Origin of the sequence: Thalassobellus citreus (assembly GCF_044385915.1) — a bacterium.
GTDB classification, from domain to species: Bacteria; Bacteroidota; Bacteroidia; order Flavobacteriales; family Flavobacteriaceae; genus Thalassobellus; species Thalassobellus citreus.
Genome location: NZ_JBISCC010000105.1, coordinates 1 through 14,931 on the forward strand (window position 1 = coordinate 1; position 14,931 = coordinate 14,931).

The window sequence follows — 14,931 nt, forward strand, 5'->3', positions numbered from 1 at the left end:
GTCGACTTGGATTGATAAGTATAGTAGCGATTTTGAAATTAAGTCAGATAGTTTAATAATATATCTAAATGAAAACAATTTAGTAAAAGAAATTGAACGGATTAAAGAGAAATTGAAAAATAAAAACAGTGGCTAACAAAGTATAAAAAATAATGCTTAAATTTATTCCTAAATCAAAAGGCTAGTGCGCATTTGGTCTCTCTGATTTTCCTGCGGAAAATCCTCAGACACAAAATCGCACTATTCTTATACACAACCGTTAGGTGCAATTAAAAAAACAGAACTCAAAATTGAAAAATAGAATAACAATCTTACTTTTAATTGTATTAATAAATCTCGGATTTGGACAAAACCGAAAAGAAAGAGATTATGCGAATTATAAATCTCTAAATTTAGGAGTTGGATATAATTACAGCTTTGGCGACCCTAATGACAAAAACTTTCACCTGCTTGATATCGGAATTAACAAGACAATGTATGGTGGACTTCATGGAGGCGGTTTTCAATATGGAATCGGAACCGAAATAGGGCTAAATACAGAAAAATTCACAATTGGACCTAAAATAAGTGGACTTATAAATCTAATGGGAATTGCCATTGGAACTGAATTGGTAACATATACAGACTTTGATAATTGGACTTTGAGACTCGTTCCTTTTATTGGGTTTAGCGGAGAAAGAGGTAAACTGACTATAAACCCACACGTTATTCTGATCAACAAAAAATTTCAACCAATTGACAAAGGACTTTTGAGTTTAACTATAAATTTAAGTATGAAAAGAGAAAAAGTCCAATAAAAACTGCACCTAACAAAGCATAAAATTAATGGCTGGTTTTAGCCTACTTGGAAAATTCCTGCGGAATTTTCCGTTGGTAAGTTTCTATTTACTAAATTAGTGCTTAAACGCGCCACTAATATTATACGTAACCGTTGTAGGTAATGCGAAGAAACGACTGAATTACAAAGAAAATTCGCTTAATTTGACAAGTGTTCATTTTCTAATTTCTCTCGGATTGTAGAAATTAAATAGTCTCTATTTTTTGTAGCTTGTGTCAAAAAGACTTTTTCTGCTTCTGTTTTATCATCATAAAAACCACCCCAAATAATCATATCAATTAGAATAGGGAGCATATCAATTCCTTTCTTGGTAAGACTGTATTTTATACGTGACTTTTTTACATCATCCTTACCTTTCGAAATGATTTTATTTTCTTCCAACATTTTCAGCCTATCACCAAGGACACTTGTGGATACCTTCTCATTAGATTCTAAAAATTCATTGTAATGTCTTTTTCCTTTAAACATTAAATCTCTGACTATCAATAAAGACCATTTGTCACCAAAATGTTCTAAAGTGAAATTTATTGGGCAATGCGAACGTATTTTCATAATGTAAAAATAAAAAATAATCCCATTTAACTTGTATTTTCAAAGTTAAATGTTAATTTAGCTTCGATTTTACAAGCTAAATGTTTAATCTGAAAAAAAACGACTTAAAATTTCATCGATATGACAACATTAAAGAATGAAATAATAATCAATGCTCCCATTGAGAAAATTTGGGAAGAACTCTCTGCGCTTGATAGATTAGCACTTTATGACCCAGCAGTAAAAGAATCAAATGTACTTACTCAAAATAAAAAAGGTAAGGGTGCAAAACGTAAGGTTGAAATGAATGATGGTAAAAACTGGTTTGAAGAAACCTGTACCATATATGAAGAAAATATTGACCTTAAATATGAACTAAATGCTTGTTCTTTTCCTGTTCATAGTTTATTCCATAGATATAACTTTGAGAAAATTCACGACAACAAGTATAAAGTAACTCAAACTCAAAGCTACAAAATGAAATATGGTTTATTAGGCAACCTTTTGGGGCTTGCTATTAAATCAAAATGGAATAAGGGTATCAACGATTTTCTTCAAGGTTTAAAGAAAATATCGGAACAAAATTGAGTCTATGGCATATGATGAACACTTGGGCGACCGAATAAGGCAAATCCTTCAATCGAAAAATGCTCAATTTTTCGAGAAAAGAATGATGGGGGGACTCATATTTATGGTAAATGATAAAATGTGTTGTGGAATCCATATTGACAAGAAGTTTGGCGATAGTCTCTTAATGGCCAAAATTGGAACAATCCAATACGAAAAGGAAATTATTAAAGAGGTTTGTTTGCCAATGGATTTTACAGGCAGACCTATGAAAGGATATATTTTTATTAAACCAGCAGGATTTGATACGGATACTGACTTAGAATATTGGATTGGAAAAGCAATCGAATTCAATAAAAAATCGAAATAAGCACTACCTACAACAAGGTATATTAGCCATAGCGGAGCAAGTGCTTCATCTATGGTTTTTTTTGTATCTTTTAAGGTCTATGTTAAGCCAAAAAATTAGTGCATTAAAATCCGCTACGGCTCATATACGAGACCGTTGTACAACATTTGATGAAACACAAAACGATATTATTGATAATCGGACTTTTAGTTCTGATTTCTTGCTCTGAAAAATCGGAATTTCTAAATGACTGCGAATGTAAAAAAATCAATTTAGACAGTGATGTTACTTTGTTTGGAATGGAGCATCAATATTCAGTTAAATTACCAAGCAATAAATGGAATCCAGAAATTACTGATAATGGAATAAGTGCTGGGATTTTTGAAGGAAATGCTTTTAAATATTTCGGACTTACAGAAATGGGTAAAGCAAAACCTTGGATGACCCTTGAGGAGCAACAAAAAGATGTTGAAAGCAAGTATGACGTAATTGAAAATGGAATTACAGACGTTTTTGAAAAAAAGGCAATTTGGAATCTCGTAGAAGAAAAATTCGATACGATTCCAATTATTGGATTATATGTAACAATTGAGCATCCAACAGATGATTTATTCTACACTTTAAACCTTGCAGTTTCAACAAACAAATACGGTAAAAAGGAATTGTGTGAACTTGAAAACATAATCAAGTCGTTTAAAATAGAATAAAAAAACGTTGTACAACAAAGCATAAAATTAATGGCTAGTTTTAGCTACTTGGAAAATTCCTTCGGAATTTTCCGCTGGCAAGTTTCTATTTACTAAATTAGTGCTTAAACACGCCACTAATATTATACGTAACCGTTGGCAGTAATTAAAAAAAATAATGATTTCGGAAAAGAATACTGTTAAATCGTGGAAAAAAGCGGCAACTGATTTAAATATAAAAATCAAAAGCCCATTTATTCTAAAAACATCAGACGGAACTGAGATTAAGTTTGATTTATTAATTGAGAATTTTGGTAGTAAACTAGGAACAGTTGTATTATCGACTAATGAAATGACTGATTTTGATATTCCACAAAAACACGGATTTTATTCCTCTGCACTCAATCCATTAGCATATGAAATTTATGAACGAAAGAGTTTTATTGAAACTCTCACTGATTGGGGCTTTTACGGAAATGAAAAAGAAAAACCTGATTGGTATAGCGGAACAATCTATAATGAATAAAAAACTACAGCCAACAAAGCATAAAATTAATGGCTGGTTCTAGCCTACTTGGAAAATTCCTTCGGAATTTTCCGCTGGCAAGTTTCTATTTATTAAATTAGTGCCTAAACGCGCCACTAATATTATACGTAACCGTTGTAAAAAATATTAGGCTGAATGAACTTCAAACGAAAATTCTGCTAATAATCTTTTTATTTTTTATCCCCTTCTTTTAATATTTGATTCGGTAAATTATTTTGAATTATAAACCTTATGTTCAGGGTCACAAGCTAAAATATGTAATGTAGATTGATGACCTAGAGCAAAAAAAATTCTAGGAGCTTTACCACTTCCATCGCTACTATTGTATAATCCTATTCTACCGAAAGATGGTATTGTCTCAACATAACCTCTTTCCCCTAAAGATGATAAGAAAATTGATTTTAGAGCTTTATTTACTCCAGAATAAATTTTAAAATCTAATTCAGTATTCCCATCCATTAAGTCACCTAATTTAGTTTTTGAGACTTCAATCATTTTTTCAAAGTATATATGAAAATCTTCTTTCACAAAACAAGAGTTTGTGAAACATATTTCTTCATTATCTTTAAAACTTAATAAGTCGTATGAAATTCTAGGTTTAAACTCTCTAGTTATAGATGGACTATCTCCTTTTTTTAAATTTAAGTCTCGGTCAAAATCTATTACCTCTTCGGTATGAACTTTTAAGATGTCCTCAAAAGACCCCATTTAATCAAGCATTTTAGAGTAAAAAGAGAACATACTGTCAATAGTGATTTCATTAGTAGACCTCTCGAATGGTTTTAAATCTTTTCTAGCTTGATTCCAAGGTTTATCTGTATGAGTTCTTAAAACTAACTTACCATCAGCTTGTGGTGCGTAAAATTTAAGAACACTATTTATAATTCTAACCTGTTTATCCTCGATATTTAATTCGTCTATTTTTGATTTTAATTCATCTTCTAAATTACCTGAAACTTCATACTTAATATCTTCATTCTTGAAAAAATTAGTTTTATAAGTGTCATATACAGACCTATATACTGGACCATTCACCCAAGCTTGAGGTAATTCATTAAACAGATTATTCTTCTTAAACTTTGCTATATGCCAAGACTGAATATAATATAAAAGTTTTTGTAATTTAAGTGGAGTGATTGATAACCCGTTTGCTTTACAGTAAACGATTACAAAATCAACTAAATTATTTAGGTTGGTTTTTCTCATAACTAGTTTAGTTCCAAAACTTATGCCAAAAGTACTAAAAAAATACTTCACAGCACTACTAATATCAAATATTAAGGTTTCTAATGTCATTATATTTTGCTTTTACAAAGCAATTAGCCAACGCTCAAAAAAATAAAAAGCGTGTTTGTCATTTAACGAAATTTACAATTATCAAATCCTAATACTTTAAACAACTGTTAGCATATAAATAATGCTTTCATTTAGTTAATATTTAAATTTTATTATTAAATTTACTTCTAAATTGATGTGAAAAATACTGCAAATAAAACAGCACTATTCATATACACGTCCGTTGTACCCAATTTAAGAAATGAACTATTTAAAAACCATATTTCTGATTTTTATAATGACTTTTAGTCTTTCGTCTTGTAAAGACAATCGAGAAAAAAGAAAAGAAATTGTATCTGAAAAAATTGAGCAACTTTCGGAAAAAAGAACTGAATGGAATAATTTAACTCAACGGATTTTAAAAGACCCATTTGCGATTTCAAATCAAGGAAAAAACACATACCCAAAAGACTTGGGAAAAGCACTATCTAAAGAATTAGAAGAAAAAGGAATAAAGCGCATTATTGTCGGAGTTAGCTCTGAATGCAAAAAAGTGGAATACGAAACGAAATGGACTGAATATCCAATCGGGATTTTATATCTGACTTGGACAACGTGTGATTCTGAACAAACTGAAAAAGGATATTATAAAGATAATTTCGATTTGAATTTTATAGAAGTTTGGGGAATTGGAAATAATTGGCTGATTTGGACAGACAGCGACTTTATCTGAAAATAAAAACTGGGTACAACAAAGCATAAAATTAATGGCTAGTTTTAGCTTACTTGGAAAATTCCTTCGGAATTTTCCGCTGGCAAGTTTCTATTTACTAAATTAGTGCCTAAACACGCCACTAATATTATACGTAACCGTTGTACGTAATTTGAGAAAAACCAAACTGAAACAAAAATAAAGTATTAATTAAATGAGCGGAGGTGCTGGACACGTTGCAGATATGAATAATAGGATGAAACAAAATCGTTCTATGAAAACATCTAACAAGCCGAAATTTAAATCTAATAATAGAGATTTGAATTTTCCAAACGACGAATCTGAAAAGCTGATTTTCAAAAAAGTTTCCGAGGATGAACTTACTCAAATTAAAAATGAGATTAGAGGAAAAGCGGAATCAGAACGAAAAAAGGAACGCCTGATTTTTATCTCAACTGCTATTATCTTAATTATCATTCTGATTTTAATTTTGACATAACTCTTTGAAAAAAATAATAATAATATGGAAAAATAAAAAACTACGTACAACAAAGTATAAGAAATAATGCTTAAATTTATTCCTAAATCAAAAGACTAGCGCGCATTTGGTCTCTCTGATTTTCCTACGGAAAATCCTCGGACACAAAACCGCACTATTCTTATACACAACCGTTACCCACAATTATGAAAAAAATCCTGGTAGCATTAATAATTTGTCTTTTAAGCTTAAGTAATTATGCTCAAGAACAGATTACGGCTGAATTAGAAAAAGCTTACGGAGAAGAAAAATATGATTTGATTATTTCCGAGCATTCCGAAAAGGCAAGTGAATATCCAGCTAAAGCAATTTATTATGTTGGAATGGCTTACTATATGAAAGCTGACGATAATAATGTACTTAAACTAATGGATTTGTCAATCAAAAAAGACAAAACAGACCCAGACGCTTATTTCATAAAAGGAATGACCTTGAATTATATGGGACAATTCGACAAAGCAATTGAATCTTTCAATAAAGCAATTGAATTGGATTCAAGTAACTCAAATTATTTTAGTGGTTTAGGAGATTCATATATAAGTCAAGAGAAATATGAAAAAGCACTTTCTGCTTATATAACAGCTACGGAAAAAAATGAACCAATAGACAGACCTTTTACTATGATTCCACAAATCTATGCGGAACTAAATCAACCTGATAATGCTTTAGAAGCCTTTTATAAATCAAAAGAGACTATCTCAAAAGAATCTGATTCATATATAAACGCTTTGTACAATATCGGACTTTACGAGTTTCTAAATAAAGACTATGACAAATCCGAAATTGCTTATAAAGAATTAATTGAGTTAGCACCAACCGACTATAATTCTTACGCTAAACTAATTCAAGTTTATTATGGCAAAAAAGAGTACGAAAAAGCAAAACCGTTTAAAGAGAAACTTTACAAAGCCTACGAACAAGGAAAATTAACGGACAATCTTAAAAGTATGTTCTGTTTTGACCAATTCGATTGGAATGACAAGTTAATTCTTGCTTACGAACGATTTGCAGTTAATGAAGGGAAACTCTATTACAAGCATATATTTTACGTTACAAATGAAAAAGGAGAAACTGAATTTACAATCCAAACGGAAAACTCACCTATTTCAATTGAACTTGGTTACGAAAAGTACATACTTGGAATGGACAAAAATGGAACACACAGTACATTCAATTACGGAATTAAAGAAGATTTCGATTATGATTATTTAAAGAAAATGGTTTTAAAAATATTGAACGAAGAAATTAAAGCAACAGCAAGTTCAAGAAAAGGAAAAAATTAACTGTGGGTAACACCGTGTATAATTCATTGCTAGTACTCGCCTACTTACGAAAATCCTCGCGGATTTTCTATTCGGTTTGTATTTGCTAATTTAGTTGCTGAAACACGCAACGAGCCATACACAAAACCGTTGTGGTGCATTTAACGGAACGTACATAAATCGAAAAACTAACTAAAAATTGAACTAAAATTTTAATGAATTTAGCGAGACATTGCGATTTATGCGAAAACGAAATGACTAGCCTTGAAAAAGGATTGACCTGCAAATTGACCAATAGAAAACCTGATTTTAATAATACATGTACTAAAATCAAACTTGATAGTAAATTTCAAGAAAAATTAGAAATTGCTAATCTCGAATTGGAAATATTACGCAGAAACAAAAAATCAACACATTTGACTTTTTACACTACCATAATTATTGGTTTTTCATTAATAATTGGTGGATATTTATTTTCTAGTTGGACTATATACAGCATTTTTCTTTGGTCTGTGAAAATTGGAATAATTACAACTGGATTTACATTTCTCGGAATTGCATACTCAAAACTGAATAGATTTAGGAAAAAGAATAAAAAAGTACAATTAGACAAAATAAAAATAGATAAAGTACTAAATAAATACGGAATTCAATATTTACCATCTTTTGATTTTAAAGAAAAAATTCACGGAATTCAAGAAGTGATTGTGAATATTGAATTCAAAAATTGGACAAAAAGACAAACAACAAATACTTATAAATCTGATTATTAACAAAATAAAAACGACACCACAACATCGCATATAAAAAATGCTTATTTTAGTGCTTAATCTTATGGCTATTGCTCATTTGCTAGCTTCTGATTTTCCTTCGGAAAATCCTCGCACACAAAATCGCACTTTCCATATGCACAACCGTTGGCAACAATAAACTCACTCTAAGCTCTATTCAATTAATTAAAGTTTTCATAATTAAAGAATATTTAACAATTTTTAAATTAAATCTATCTTCTTTTGACTTTCAATCAAATGTGCATTTATGAAAAAAATTATCTTTCTCATTTTTACAGTCGTTAGTTTAAATTCTATTTTAGCTCAAGTCGAGAAGAATATTCATGAATTGAATACAATAGAGAATCTATTAACCGATGATGTTAAAGATATTTTAGATATAAATTTAACTGACAAAAAAGTTGTCTTTTTGGGAGAAGCGGAACATCATATTGGTTCGGATTTTTTAGCTAAAACTGAATTTGTAAAGTATTTAGTTTTAGAAAAAGGATATAAAGACATAGCTTTTGAAGGCGATTTTTTTGGACTTTATTTTGACCACAGCAAAATTAATTTATATTCTTTCTGGTCTCGTTCTGTCCAATGTAAAGAACTATTTGAATTTTTAAAAAAACATAATGTCACTATTTGGGGTTTTGACAATCAAATGGGTTCTGGCTATACTTGGACAAATTTCACAAATAAACTGACTGAATTCCTAAAAGATAGCTCTATAAATATCAACGAAAACTTTATCGATTTAACAGAAAAATATATTAAAAACAGAAAAAAGGCGAACAAAGTATTAGGAAAATCAAAACTAGAAAAATTAGTTAGTGATGTAGATGAATTATTAGAAAATGACAAAGTTAAAAAAGACAAGCTTTGGACTCAGTTCTTAAAAAGCTACAAAAGCGACATTCTTATAAATTCAACAAATAAAAACAGTAAAAAAGGAATTCCAATTAGAGACAGCCAAATGGCAAGTAACCTAGATTTTCTAATTAAAACAATGCCTGAAAAAAAATTCATTGTTTGGCTAGCCAATGCTCATATGACAAAATACGAATATGATTTTATGAAAGGACAAATTATGGGAAGTCAATTCGTAAATATGAATCCTAATGTTTCTTATCATATTGCTGTTTCATCAATGATTTTACCTTGGCGCAATGAGGAAAAGATAAAAAAATGGAGCAAAGACAAAGAACATATAATTCATTTTTTACCTTCAATTGAAGAAAACTATTTTGTAGATTCAAAACGACTAATTAATGAAAATGCAGAATATGAAGAAAAGAAATTTGATGGAATCTTTAATCTTGAGAAAAACAAAACCAATTGGTTCAGACATTTTGATGCATTAGTTTTTATATCAAAAGGAGAAAAAGTAAAATATCCAAAATAAAATACTGTTGCCAACAAAGCATAAAATTAATGGCTAGTTTTAGCCTACTTGGAAAATTCCTGCGGAATTTTCCACTGGCAAGTTTCTATTTACTAAATTAGTGCCTAAACGCGCCACTAATATTATACGTAACCGTTAGCTACAATTTCGACCAATCAAAACTTTGAAAGAAAAAATAATAAAATACAAACTGTTCGAAACTGCAAATAAACTGAATAAAATTGTTTCTTCGGAAATAAAGAAAAATGTGTTTAAAAAAAGACATAATTTATCTGGAGAGATTTCATATGATGGTGGAATTGAAATTTACAATTCGGTATCATTAATTATGTTTAAGCCGAATTTAGGACCTTTAGTAAGCCTGAATTTAAAATGTGTAAATTCTAATGCGGACGGAACTGAAAGTAATCTGAAATTAGAACGCACAAACGGACTTACTTTCCTTACGCAATATTGGTTTTCACTAATTTTTGCAGTTGTGACTTTTGGTATCGGAATCTATCAAATGTTTATAAATGGATTTGAAAAATTTGAATTTCTCTTTTTACCAATAGTCGGAATTGGATATCATTATCTGATACGTCTAATTGCAAATGGAACGACTGAAAGCTTGATTTCAAAAGTGGAAAAAATGCTGATTAAGGAAAAAATAAAATATAAAAAACTGTAGCTAACAAAGTGTATAATTCATTGCTTCTGATTTTCCTATCGGAAAATCCTCGCATTTTTATTATCTTTGGTTTACGGCGGAAAATCCTCGCGGATTTTCACGCAACGAAACCATACACACAACCGTTGTGCGCAAGCTGAAAAACTGAACGTAAATAAATGATGGAAGTACTTTTTCATTTTACATTTCAACTAATTAAAATAGGAATTCTTGCTTCGACATACTCTGCTTTGTTAATCGGAATAATGATGATTGTCTGTGGTTTCAAATCGACTGAATATTTGAAAAATATAAAAAAGGAAAAGAAAAAATATTGGTTTGTATTTGGACTATTAATTTCCATCGGACTTTTTATTTATTCTTTTACGTATTGGGGAGATCACGGATTAGGAGATAGTGCAAGAATACCAATTGGGAATTTTAAGGAAGTTGGAGAAACTAATGGAATGGATTCCTATATAGAACCTGAAAACTATTCTTATGGGGCAATGATGGTTCATAGTTTTAAAAAATCTGACAACTATTTGACAGGAAAAACAAAAGTAAGTCCAGTTGACAGACCTAAACCTTTTTTTAGTTGGGATTTATCGAAAGACGAAATCGTATTTTTTGACTCGGAAACTGAATACAATCTCTTTGCAAAAGATAATGGATTACCAAAATCATCGGAATTCAAAACATTTCGAGAAAATTATAGAGAATATTGGGGTGGAATAAAATTTTGGATGTTACCATAAAAAAATGAAAAGCCAGCGCACAACAAAGTATAAAAAATAATGCTTAAATTTATTCCCAAATCAAAAAGATAGCGCGTATTTGGTCTCTCTGATTTTCCTGCGGAAAATCCTCGGACTCAAAACCGCACTATTCTTATACACAACCGTTGGCAACAAGCAAAAAAACTGTAACATTTCAGAGTAAATTTTATCTATGTAATAAACAATACTAAAATTAAATGAAAAAAGCTTCTTGGATTACCATTGGAATTTTATCCACACTTATTGGATTATATCCGATTATCTACTTTTTGATTGACCGCAGATTTGGACTATTGTCGTCAAAGTCGGTTGAACTTTTAAATGACAATTTATGGAATATTGCTTTTTATGGTCATATAACTATTGGTGGACTAGCCTTATTAATTGGATGGTTGCAATTTAACAATACGTTAAGAGTAAAAAAGACAGCACTGCATAGAATACTTGGAAAAATTTATGTGATTTCTGTCCTTATCAGTGGAATTTGTGGTCTTTTTATTGCTTTGTACGCTTCTGGCGGAATTATCAGTATCCTCGGATTTTTTACATTAGGGTTAATTTGGTTAACAACAACTATATTGGGCTTTAAAGCAATTAAAAAAGGGAATATTAAATCACACGAAAAATTTATGATTTTTAGTTATGCAGCTTGTTTTGCAGCAGTAACTTTAAGAGTTTGGCTTCCATTATTAACTATTGCAATTGGTGAATTCAATAGTGCTTACAGAATCGTTGCGTGGCTTTGTTGGGTTCCTAATATAATTGTTGCATTCCTAATTGTAAGAAATAAAAGAAAACATACAATAAAGCCAGTTGCCAACAAAGTATAAAATTAATTGCTGGTTTTAGTCTACTTACGAAAGTCCTCGAGGATTTTCTATCTGTGATTTATTTGCTAACTTTCATGCATAAACGACGCAACTAATCTTATACAAGACCGTTGTAGCACATTTGAGTAAACATTCGAGAGAGAAACACAACGATTTACATTTTCGCTACCTTTTCACCAATTTCCTTGTATGCCTTTTTCATTTCCTTCCCGAAGTTTGGCCAAAATTTTGAATATTGTTTTTTGATTGTATCATCACCATTGATTGGTTTCATTACACGATTGGCTTTCTCTAAATAACTTATGTAATTTCCCCAATATTGCTCTTTTGATTCAGAATAGCCTGTTTCCGATTTTGGGTCAGGCTTATATATCAATCTTCTTTTGGCGCCTTTATATGTGAATCTCTTGAATAGTCTTTCTTCAAATAAATCGTGATTCTTATTTTCTGGTTTAATAGCGAAATGAACACCTCTTCTAATAGCTCTTTTCATACTTCTATAGAACTTTGAAAAACCAACAGTTTTCACTTTTACTTTATTTCCATCATATTTAAACCCTAGATATTCAAGATGCTTGTTTGGAGAAATATCTTGTTCTTCGTTAAGAATACCACCAACAAATTCACCATCAATATCTTCATATCTATAAATATTCGTTTTATCTCGTTGTATATCGAGTTTTGCTAAATCTTCAATTGTAGCACGAATTAAATCATAAAAATATTCTTCGTCTTTTTGGTCACATACAATAATTAAATCATCACTATATCTTTGATAATAAGCATCCTTTTTCTGTGTTCCTTCAAAAATAGTTTTATCAAAATCTAACATATAAATATTAGCTAAAGTTGCACTCATTGGAGTACCTTGAGGTATTCCCTTTAATTGACAACTCTTTCGACATCTTCTATGCTGATGACTGCAATTCTTTTCTACACGTATCAAATTTTTCGCTTCGCGATAAAAATCTTCTTTTGAACAATAAGCAACTACTCTTTCTCTTTTTAAATTCCATATGTGCTTGACCTTTTTAAAACGCAATCTTGTGTTTTTGCCGTCATTCTCAATACCTCTTTCAACTATAAGGTTGTGTTGGAACTTTTTAAATAATTCTAACTCGTTAACATAACGTTTTGAGATTAAGCTTTTGTAAACATTATAATGGTCATCTGGCAAGCTTTCTGTCTTCAGAATACGTTTCCATTGTTTATGTAGTATTCTATGGTTAAGGTTGTCAAAAAAAGATGTAACATCTGAAACAATCATTGATAATTTTCGATGTTTGTTATCTTCAATAAATTTAAATGTTTCAAAAGCAAACTCTATATTACTTTTGTTCCCTTTCTTTCCTTTTACTATTGGAATTTTTCTATAAGCGACTGAACTAATTCCATAATCTTCATTTTCTATATAATTTTCATAAGCTTCAGTCAATTCGTGACTATAGTAACTGTATAAAATAGAATCTAAATGAGATGCATAAAATATTGGTCTTTTTTTGGGCTTTTGTACTGACCTTTGCTTTTTTCCAAATTTATTCTTTGGAGCATCTTTGTTTGGTCTGTATTTTCTTTGGTGGATTATCTTATGTAATAATGGCGTGAATTTATGGCTTGCAACCTTATCAGGATTAGTGACATATTCCGTAACCCAGCCTGCATCTTTTTTTTTCGTCAGAGGTTTACCTATATGTGGATACCTTTTAAATTTTAGCCAATCTGGAGTCATATATGATAAAAAAAAGGGCTGGTCGTGGCTTGCCTTATGATGGTACAATCCTTATGCTACTTTAGTCTTTCAACCTAGATAGCGCCACTCATTGTTAGAATTAAATTCGTATCTTTAATACTTATAACTATGTTACAAACATCTCAAACAGAACTCAAGACATCCTTAGACCTTATACAGGGCTTATGCTTTCTTATTATAGATTGCACCTGCATTTGGTATTCTGGAATGCGTCTTCACACGTCAGCCGATTTCTGCGCGTGATACACCGAAGTGCATTGATAATAAAACGTAACCATCAGCTATGTTCCCAGCCCATTAAGTATTTATTACATCAAAAATAACACCAATTAACTTATGTCAGTTTATTAATACGACAATAAGTGTTTTTATCTGCCAAAAACACACTAACTGAAAGATTGTCAGAATATTAATAAGAATAACGTCTGATAAAAAACGTGCTACAACAAAGTATAAGAAATAATGCTTAAATTTATTCCTAAATCAAAAAGATAGTGCGCATTTGGTCTCTCTGATTTTCCTACGGAAAATCCTCGGACACAAAACCGCACTATCCTTATACACAACCGTTGCCAACCATTTGAACTCACTCAAAACTATGAAAGAAAACAAAGAAAATGAACCTAAAAAAAATGAAGAGTCGATAGATTTTAAACCACTAGTCGACTTAATAAAAACATCTTTAAAAGACTTAAAAATCAACGAAATTATTGAAAGCTCTAATAAAGTGAAAATCGAAAAAATTAATGCAGAAAAAACATTTAATAGTCGGGATTTGACTTTCTGGAAATGGAAGTTCATTAAAGACTTAGTTATTAACTTATTGATTTTAGGAACCATAATTTTACTTTCTATGAATAAAATAATTGAAGGGTCAATTGTTGGTACTTTACTTGGTTCTGTTATTGGGTATTCCATAGGTAAAGGATTTTCGAAAAATCAAAAAGATTAGCGTAAATTGGACTTTATTGAATTAAGACAATAAATAAATAGCGAACAACAAAACCATAAAAAAAGGAATTGACTTAAAACTGACCATTTCGCATTGTTCTGGTAATTTTCCTGTAATAAATATGGACTGAATACTGAAAAAGCAGTTAAAATAAGTCCGACAAAAATTGATTTTTTCATAATATTTTAAGTTTAAAAATTAATAATCTGAATAATAAAAACGGTAGGCAACATCGCATATAAAAAATGCTTATTTTAGTACCTAACCTTATGGCTATTGCTCATTTGCTTGCTTCTGATTTTCCTTCGGAAAATCCTCGCACACAAAATCGCACTTTCCATATACATAACCGTTGGCAGTAATGTAAAAAAACGCAGATAATGAAAGTAACACTAATAAGCATTCCAGTCCGAGACCAAGAAAAAGCCTTAAATTTTTACACTGAAAAATTAGGCTTCATAATAAAGAAGGACGAACCTCTAGGTGGT

General features: G+C 30.4%; 19 protein-coding genes. 15 read left to right on the forward strand and 4 right to left on the reverse strand.

The window, feature by feature from the left end; translation table 11 throughout:
- Positions 1-290 precede the first annotated feature (290 nt).
- The gene (locus ACH5TX_RS01380; RefSeq protein ID WP_439337766.1) at positions 291-797 is read left to right on the forward strand and encodes a hypothetical protein; all 507 of its coding nucleotides are present in this window, start codon (positions 291-293) and stop codon (positions 795-797) included.
- Positions 798-976: 179 nt separating this feature from the next.
- Here ACH5TX_RS01380 and ACH5TX_RS01385 read toward each other — a convergent pair whose 3' ends face one another.
- Entirely contained in the window at positions 977-1,390 is a 414-nt protein-coding gene (locus ACH5TX_RS01385; protein WP_439337767.1) for a winged helix-turn-helix transcriptional regulator, read from the reverse strand.
- Positions 1,391-1,510: 120 nt separating this feature from the next.
- On the opposite strand from ACH5TX_RS01385, the gene ACH5TX_RS01390 reads away from it, so the two are divergent.
- The 4 genes from ACH5TX_RS01390 to ACH5TX_RS01405 all read left to right on the forward strand — a co-directional run bounded on the left by ACH5TX_RS01390 (position 1,511) and on the right by ACH5TX_RS01405 (position 3,497).
- Positions 1,511-1,957 carry an SRPBCC family protein gene (locus ACH5TX_RS01390; RefSeq protein WP_439337768.1) on the forward strand — a complete coding sequence of 149 codons (447 nt, stop codon included), beginning with the start codon at positions 1,511-1,513 and terminating at the stop codon, positions 1,955-1,957.
- 4 nt (positions 1,958-1,961) lie between these two features.
- On the forward strand, positions 1,962-2,306 hold the full coding sequence (locus ACH5TX_RS01395) for a TfoX/Sxy family protein (RefSeq protein ID WP_439337769.1): 345 nt from the start codon (positions 1,962-1,964) through the stop codon (positions 2,304-2,306).
- Between the two features lie 149 nt (positions 2,307-2,455).
- Positions 2,456-2,992, forward strand: coding sequence for a hypothetical protein (locus tag ACH5TX_RS01400; protein WP_439337770.1), 537 nt, complete (start codon positions 2,456-2,458; stop codon positions 2,990-2,992).
- Between the two features lie 157 nt (positions 2,993-3,149).
- On the forward strand, positions 3,150-3,497 hold the full coding sequence (locus ACH5TX_RS01405) for a hypothetical protein (protein ID WP_439337771.1): 348 nt from the start codon (positions 3,150-3,152) through the stop codon (positions 3,495-3,497).
- Positions 3,498-3,728: 231 nt separating this feature from the next.
- Here ACH5TX_RS01405 and ACH5TX_RS01410 read toward each other — a convergent pair whose 3' ends face one another.
- Positions 3,729-4,226 (reverse strand): hypothetical protein, encoded by a 498-nt coding sequence (locus tag ACH5TX_RS01410; protein WP_439337772.1) that lies wholly within the window; start codon positions 4,224-4,226, stop codon positions 3,729-3,731.
- Positions 4,227-4,814, reverse strand: coding sequence for a Panacea domain-containing protein (locus ACH5TX_RS01415; RefSeq protein ID WP_439337773.1), 588 nt, complete (start codon positions 4,812-4,814; stop codon positions 4,227-4,229).
- A 241-nt stretch (positions 4,815-5,055) separates the two neighbouring features.
- Here ACH5TX_RS01415 and ACH5TX_RS01420 point away from each other — a divergent pair, with 241 nt between their 5' ends.
- The 8 genes from ACH5TX_RS01420 to ACH5TX_RS01455 all read left to right on the forward strand — a co-directional run bounded on the left by ACH5TX_RS01420 (position 5,056) and on the right by ACH5TX_RS01455 (position 11,741).
- A complete protein-coding gene (locus ACH5TX_RS01420) occupies positions 5,056-5,526 on the forward strand; it encodes a hypothetical protein (protein ID WP_439337774.1) in 471 nt (156 codons plus the stop codon).
- Between the two features lie 193 nt (positions 5,527-5,719).
- Positions 5,720-6,004 carry a hypothetical protein gene (locus ACH5TX_RS01425; RefSeq protein ID WP_439337775.1) on the forward strand — a complete coding sequence of 95 codons (285 nt, stop codon included), beginning with the start codon at positions 5,720-5,722 and terminating at the stop codon, positions 6,002-6,004.
- 185 nt (positions 6,005-6,189) lie between these two features.
- Positions 6,190-7,326 carry a tetratricopeptide repeat protein gene (locus ACH5TX_RS01430; RefSeq protein ID WP_439337776.1) on the forward strand — a complete coding sequence of 379 codons (1,137 nt, stop codon included), beginning with the start codon at positions 6,190-6,192 and terminating at the stop codon, positions 7,324-7,326.
- Between the two features lie 194 nt (positions 7,327-7,520).
- Positions 7,521-8,078, forward strand: coding sequence for a hypothetical protein (locus ACH5TX_RS01435; RefSeq protein ID WP_439337777.1), 558 nt, complete (start codon positions 7,521-7,523; stop codon positions 8,076-8,078).
- Between the two features lie 265 nt (positions 8,079-8,343).
- Entirely contained in the window at positions 8,344-9,483 is a 1,140-nt protein-coding gene (locus ACH5TX_RS01440) for an erythromycin esterase family protein (protein WP_439337778.1), read from the forward strand.
- Positions 9,484-9,646: 163 nt separating this feature from the next.
- Entirely contained in the window at positions 9,647-10,153 is a 507-nt protein-coding gene (locus ACH5TX_RS01445) for a hypothetical protein (protein ID WP_439337779.1), read from the forward strand.
- A gap of 158 nt (positions 10,154-10,311) precedes the next feature.
- Positions 10,312-10,890 (forward strand): hypothetical protein, encoded by a 579-nt coding sequence (locus ACH5TX_RS01450; RefSeq protein ID WP_439337780.1) that lies wholly within the window; start codon positions 10,312-10,314, stop codon positions 10,888-10,890.
- A gap of 218 nt (positions 10,891-11,108) precedes the next feature.
- Positions 11,109-11,741 carry a DUF2306 domain-containing protein gene (locus tag ACH5TX_RS01455; RefSeq protein WP_439337781.1) on the forward strand — a complete coding sequence of 211 codons (633 nt, stop codon included), beginning with the start codon at positions 11,109-11,111 and terminating at the stop codon, positions 11,739-11,741.
- Positions 11,742-11,895: 154 nt separating this feature from the next.
- On the opposite strand, the gene ACH5TX_RS01460 is transcribed toward ACH5TX_RS01455, so the two are convergent.
- Positions 11,896-13,470, reverse strand: a complete 1,575-nt coding sequence (locus ACH5TX_RS01460) for a reverse transcriptase domain-containing protein (RefSeq protein ID WP_439337782.1) — start codon at positions 13,468-13,470, stop codon at positions 11,896-11,898.
- A 619-nt stretch (positions 13,471-14,089) separates the two neighbouring features.
- Here ACH5TX_RS01460 and ACH5TX_RS01465 point away from each other — a divergent pair.
- Positions 14,090-14,443, forward strand: a complete 354-nt coding sequence (locus ACH5TX_RS01465; protein ID WP_439337783.1) for a hypothetical protein — start codon at positions 14,090-14,092, stop codon at positions 14,441-14,443.
- Between the two features lie 380 nt (positions 14,444-14,823).
- On the forward strand, positions 14,824-14,931 hold a 108-nt coding region (locus ACH5TX_RS01470), incomplete at its 3' end, for a VOC family protein (protein ID WP_439337599.1).

Coding starts and splice junctions, on each gene's coding strand:
- ACH5TX_RS01385 (WP_439337767.1), bottom strand. CDS start 1,390: ATGAAAATACGTTCGCATTGCCCAATAAATTTCACTTTAGAACATTTT.
- ACH5TX_RS01390 (WP_439337768.1), top strand. CDS start 1,511: ATGACAACATTAAAGAATGAAATAATAATCAATGCTCCCATTGAGAAA.
- ACH5TX_RS01395 (WP_439337769.1), top strand. CDS start 1,962: ATGGCATATGATGAACACTTGGGCGACCGAATAAGGCAAATCCTTCAA.
- ACH5TX_RS01400 (WP_439337770.1), top strand. CDS start 2,456: ATGAAACACAAAACGATATTATTGATAATCGGACTTTTAGTTCTGATT.
- ACH5TX_RS01405 (WP_439337771.1), top strand. CDS start 3,150: ATGATTTCGGAAAAGAATACTGTTAAATCGTGGAAAAAAGCGGCAACT.
- ACH5TX_RS01410 (WP_439337772.1), bottom strand. CDS start 4,226: ATGGGGTCTTTTGAGGACATCTTAAAAGTTCATACCGAAGAGGTAATA.
- ACH5TX_RS01415 (WP_439337773.1), bottom strand. CDS start 4,814: ATGACATTAGAAACCTTAATATTTGATATTAGTAGTGCTGTGAAGTAT.
- ACH5TX_RS01420 (WP_439337774.1), top strand. CDS start 5,056: ATGAACTATTTAAAAACCATATTTCTGATTTTTATAATGACTTTTAGT.
- ACH5TX_RS01425 (WP_439337775.1), top strand. CDS start 5,720: ATGAGCGGAGGTGCTGGACACGTTGCAGATATGAATAATAGGATGAAA.
- ACH5TX_RS01430 (WP_439337776.1), top strand. CDS start 6,190: ATGAAAAAAATCCTGGTAGCATTAATAATTTGTCTTTTAAGCTTAAGT.
- ACH5TX_RS01435 (WP_439337777.1), top strand. CDS start 7,521: ATGAATTTAGCGAGACATTGCGATTTATGCGAAAACGAAATGACTAGC.
- ACH5TX_RS01440 (WP_439337778.1), top strand. CDS start 8,344: ATGAAAAAAATTATCTTTCTCATTTTTACAGTCGTTAGTTTAAATTCT.
- ACH5TX_RS01450 (WP_439337780.1), top strand. CDS start 10,312: ATGATGGAAGTACTTTTTCATTTTACATTTCAACTAATTAAAATAGGA.
- ACH5TX_RS01455 (WP_439337781.1), top strand. CDS start 11,109: ATGAAAAAAGCTTCTTGGATTACCATTGGAATTTTATCCACACTTATT.
- ACH5TX_RS01460 (WP_439337782.1), bottom strand. CDS start 13,470: ATGACTCCAGATTGGCTAAAATTTAAAAGGTATCCACATATAGGTAAA.
- ACH5TX_RS01465 (WP_439337783.1), top strand. CDS start 14,090: ATGAAAGAAAACAAAGAAAATGAACCTAAAAAAAATGAAGAGTCGATA.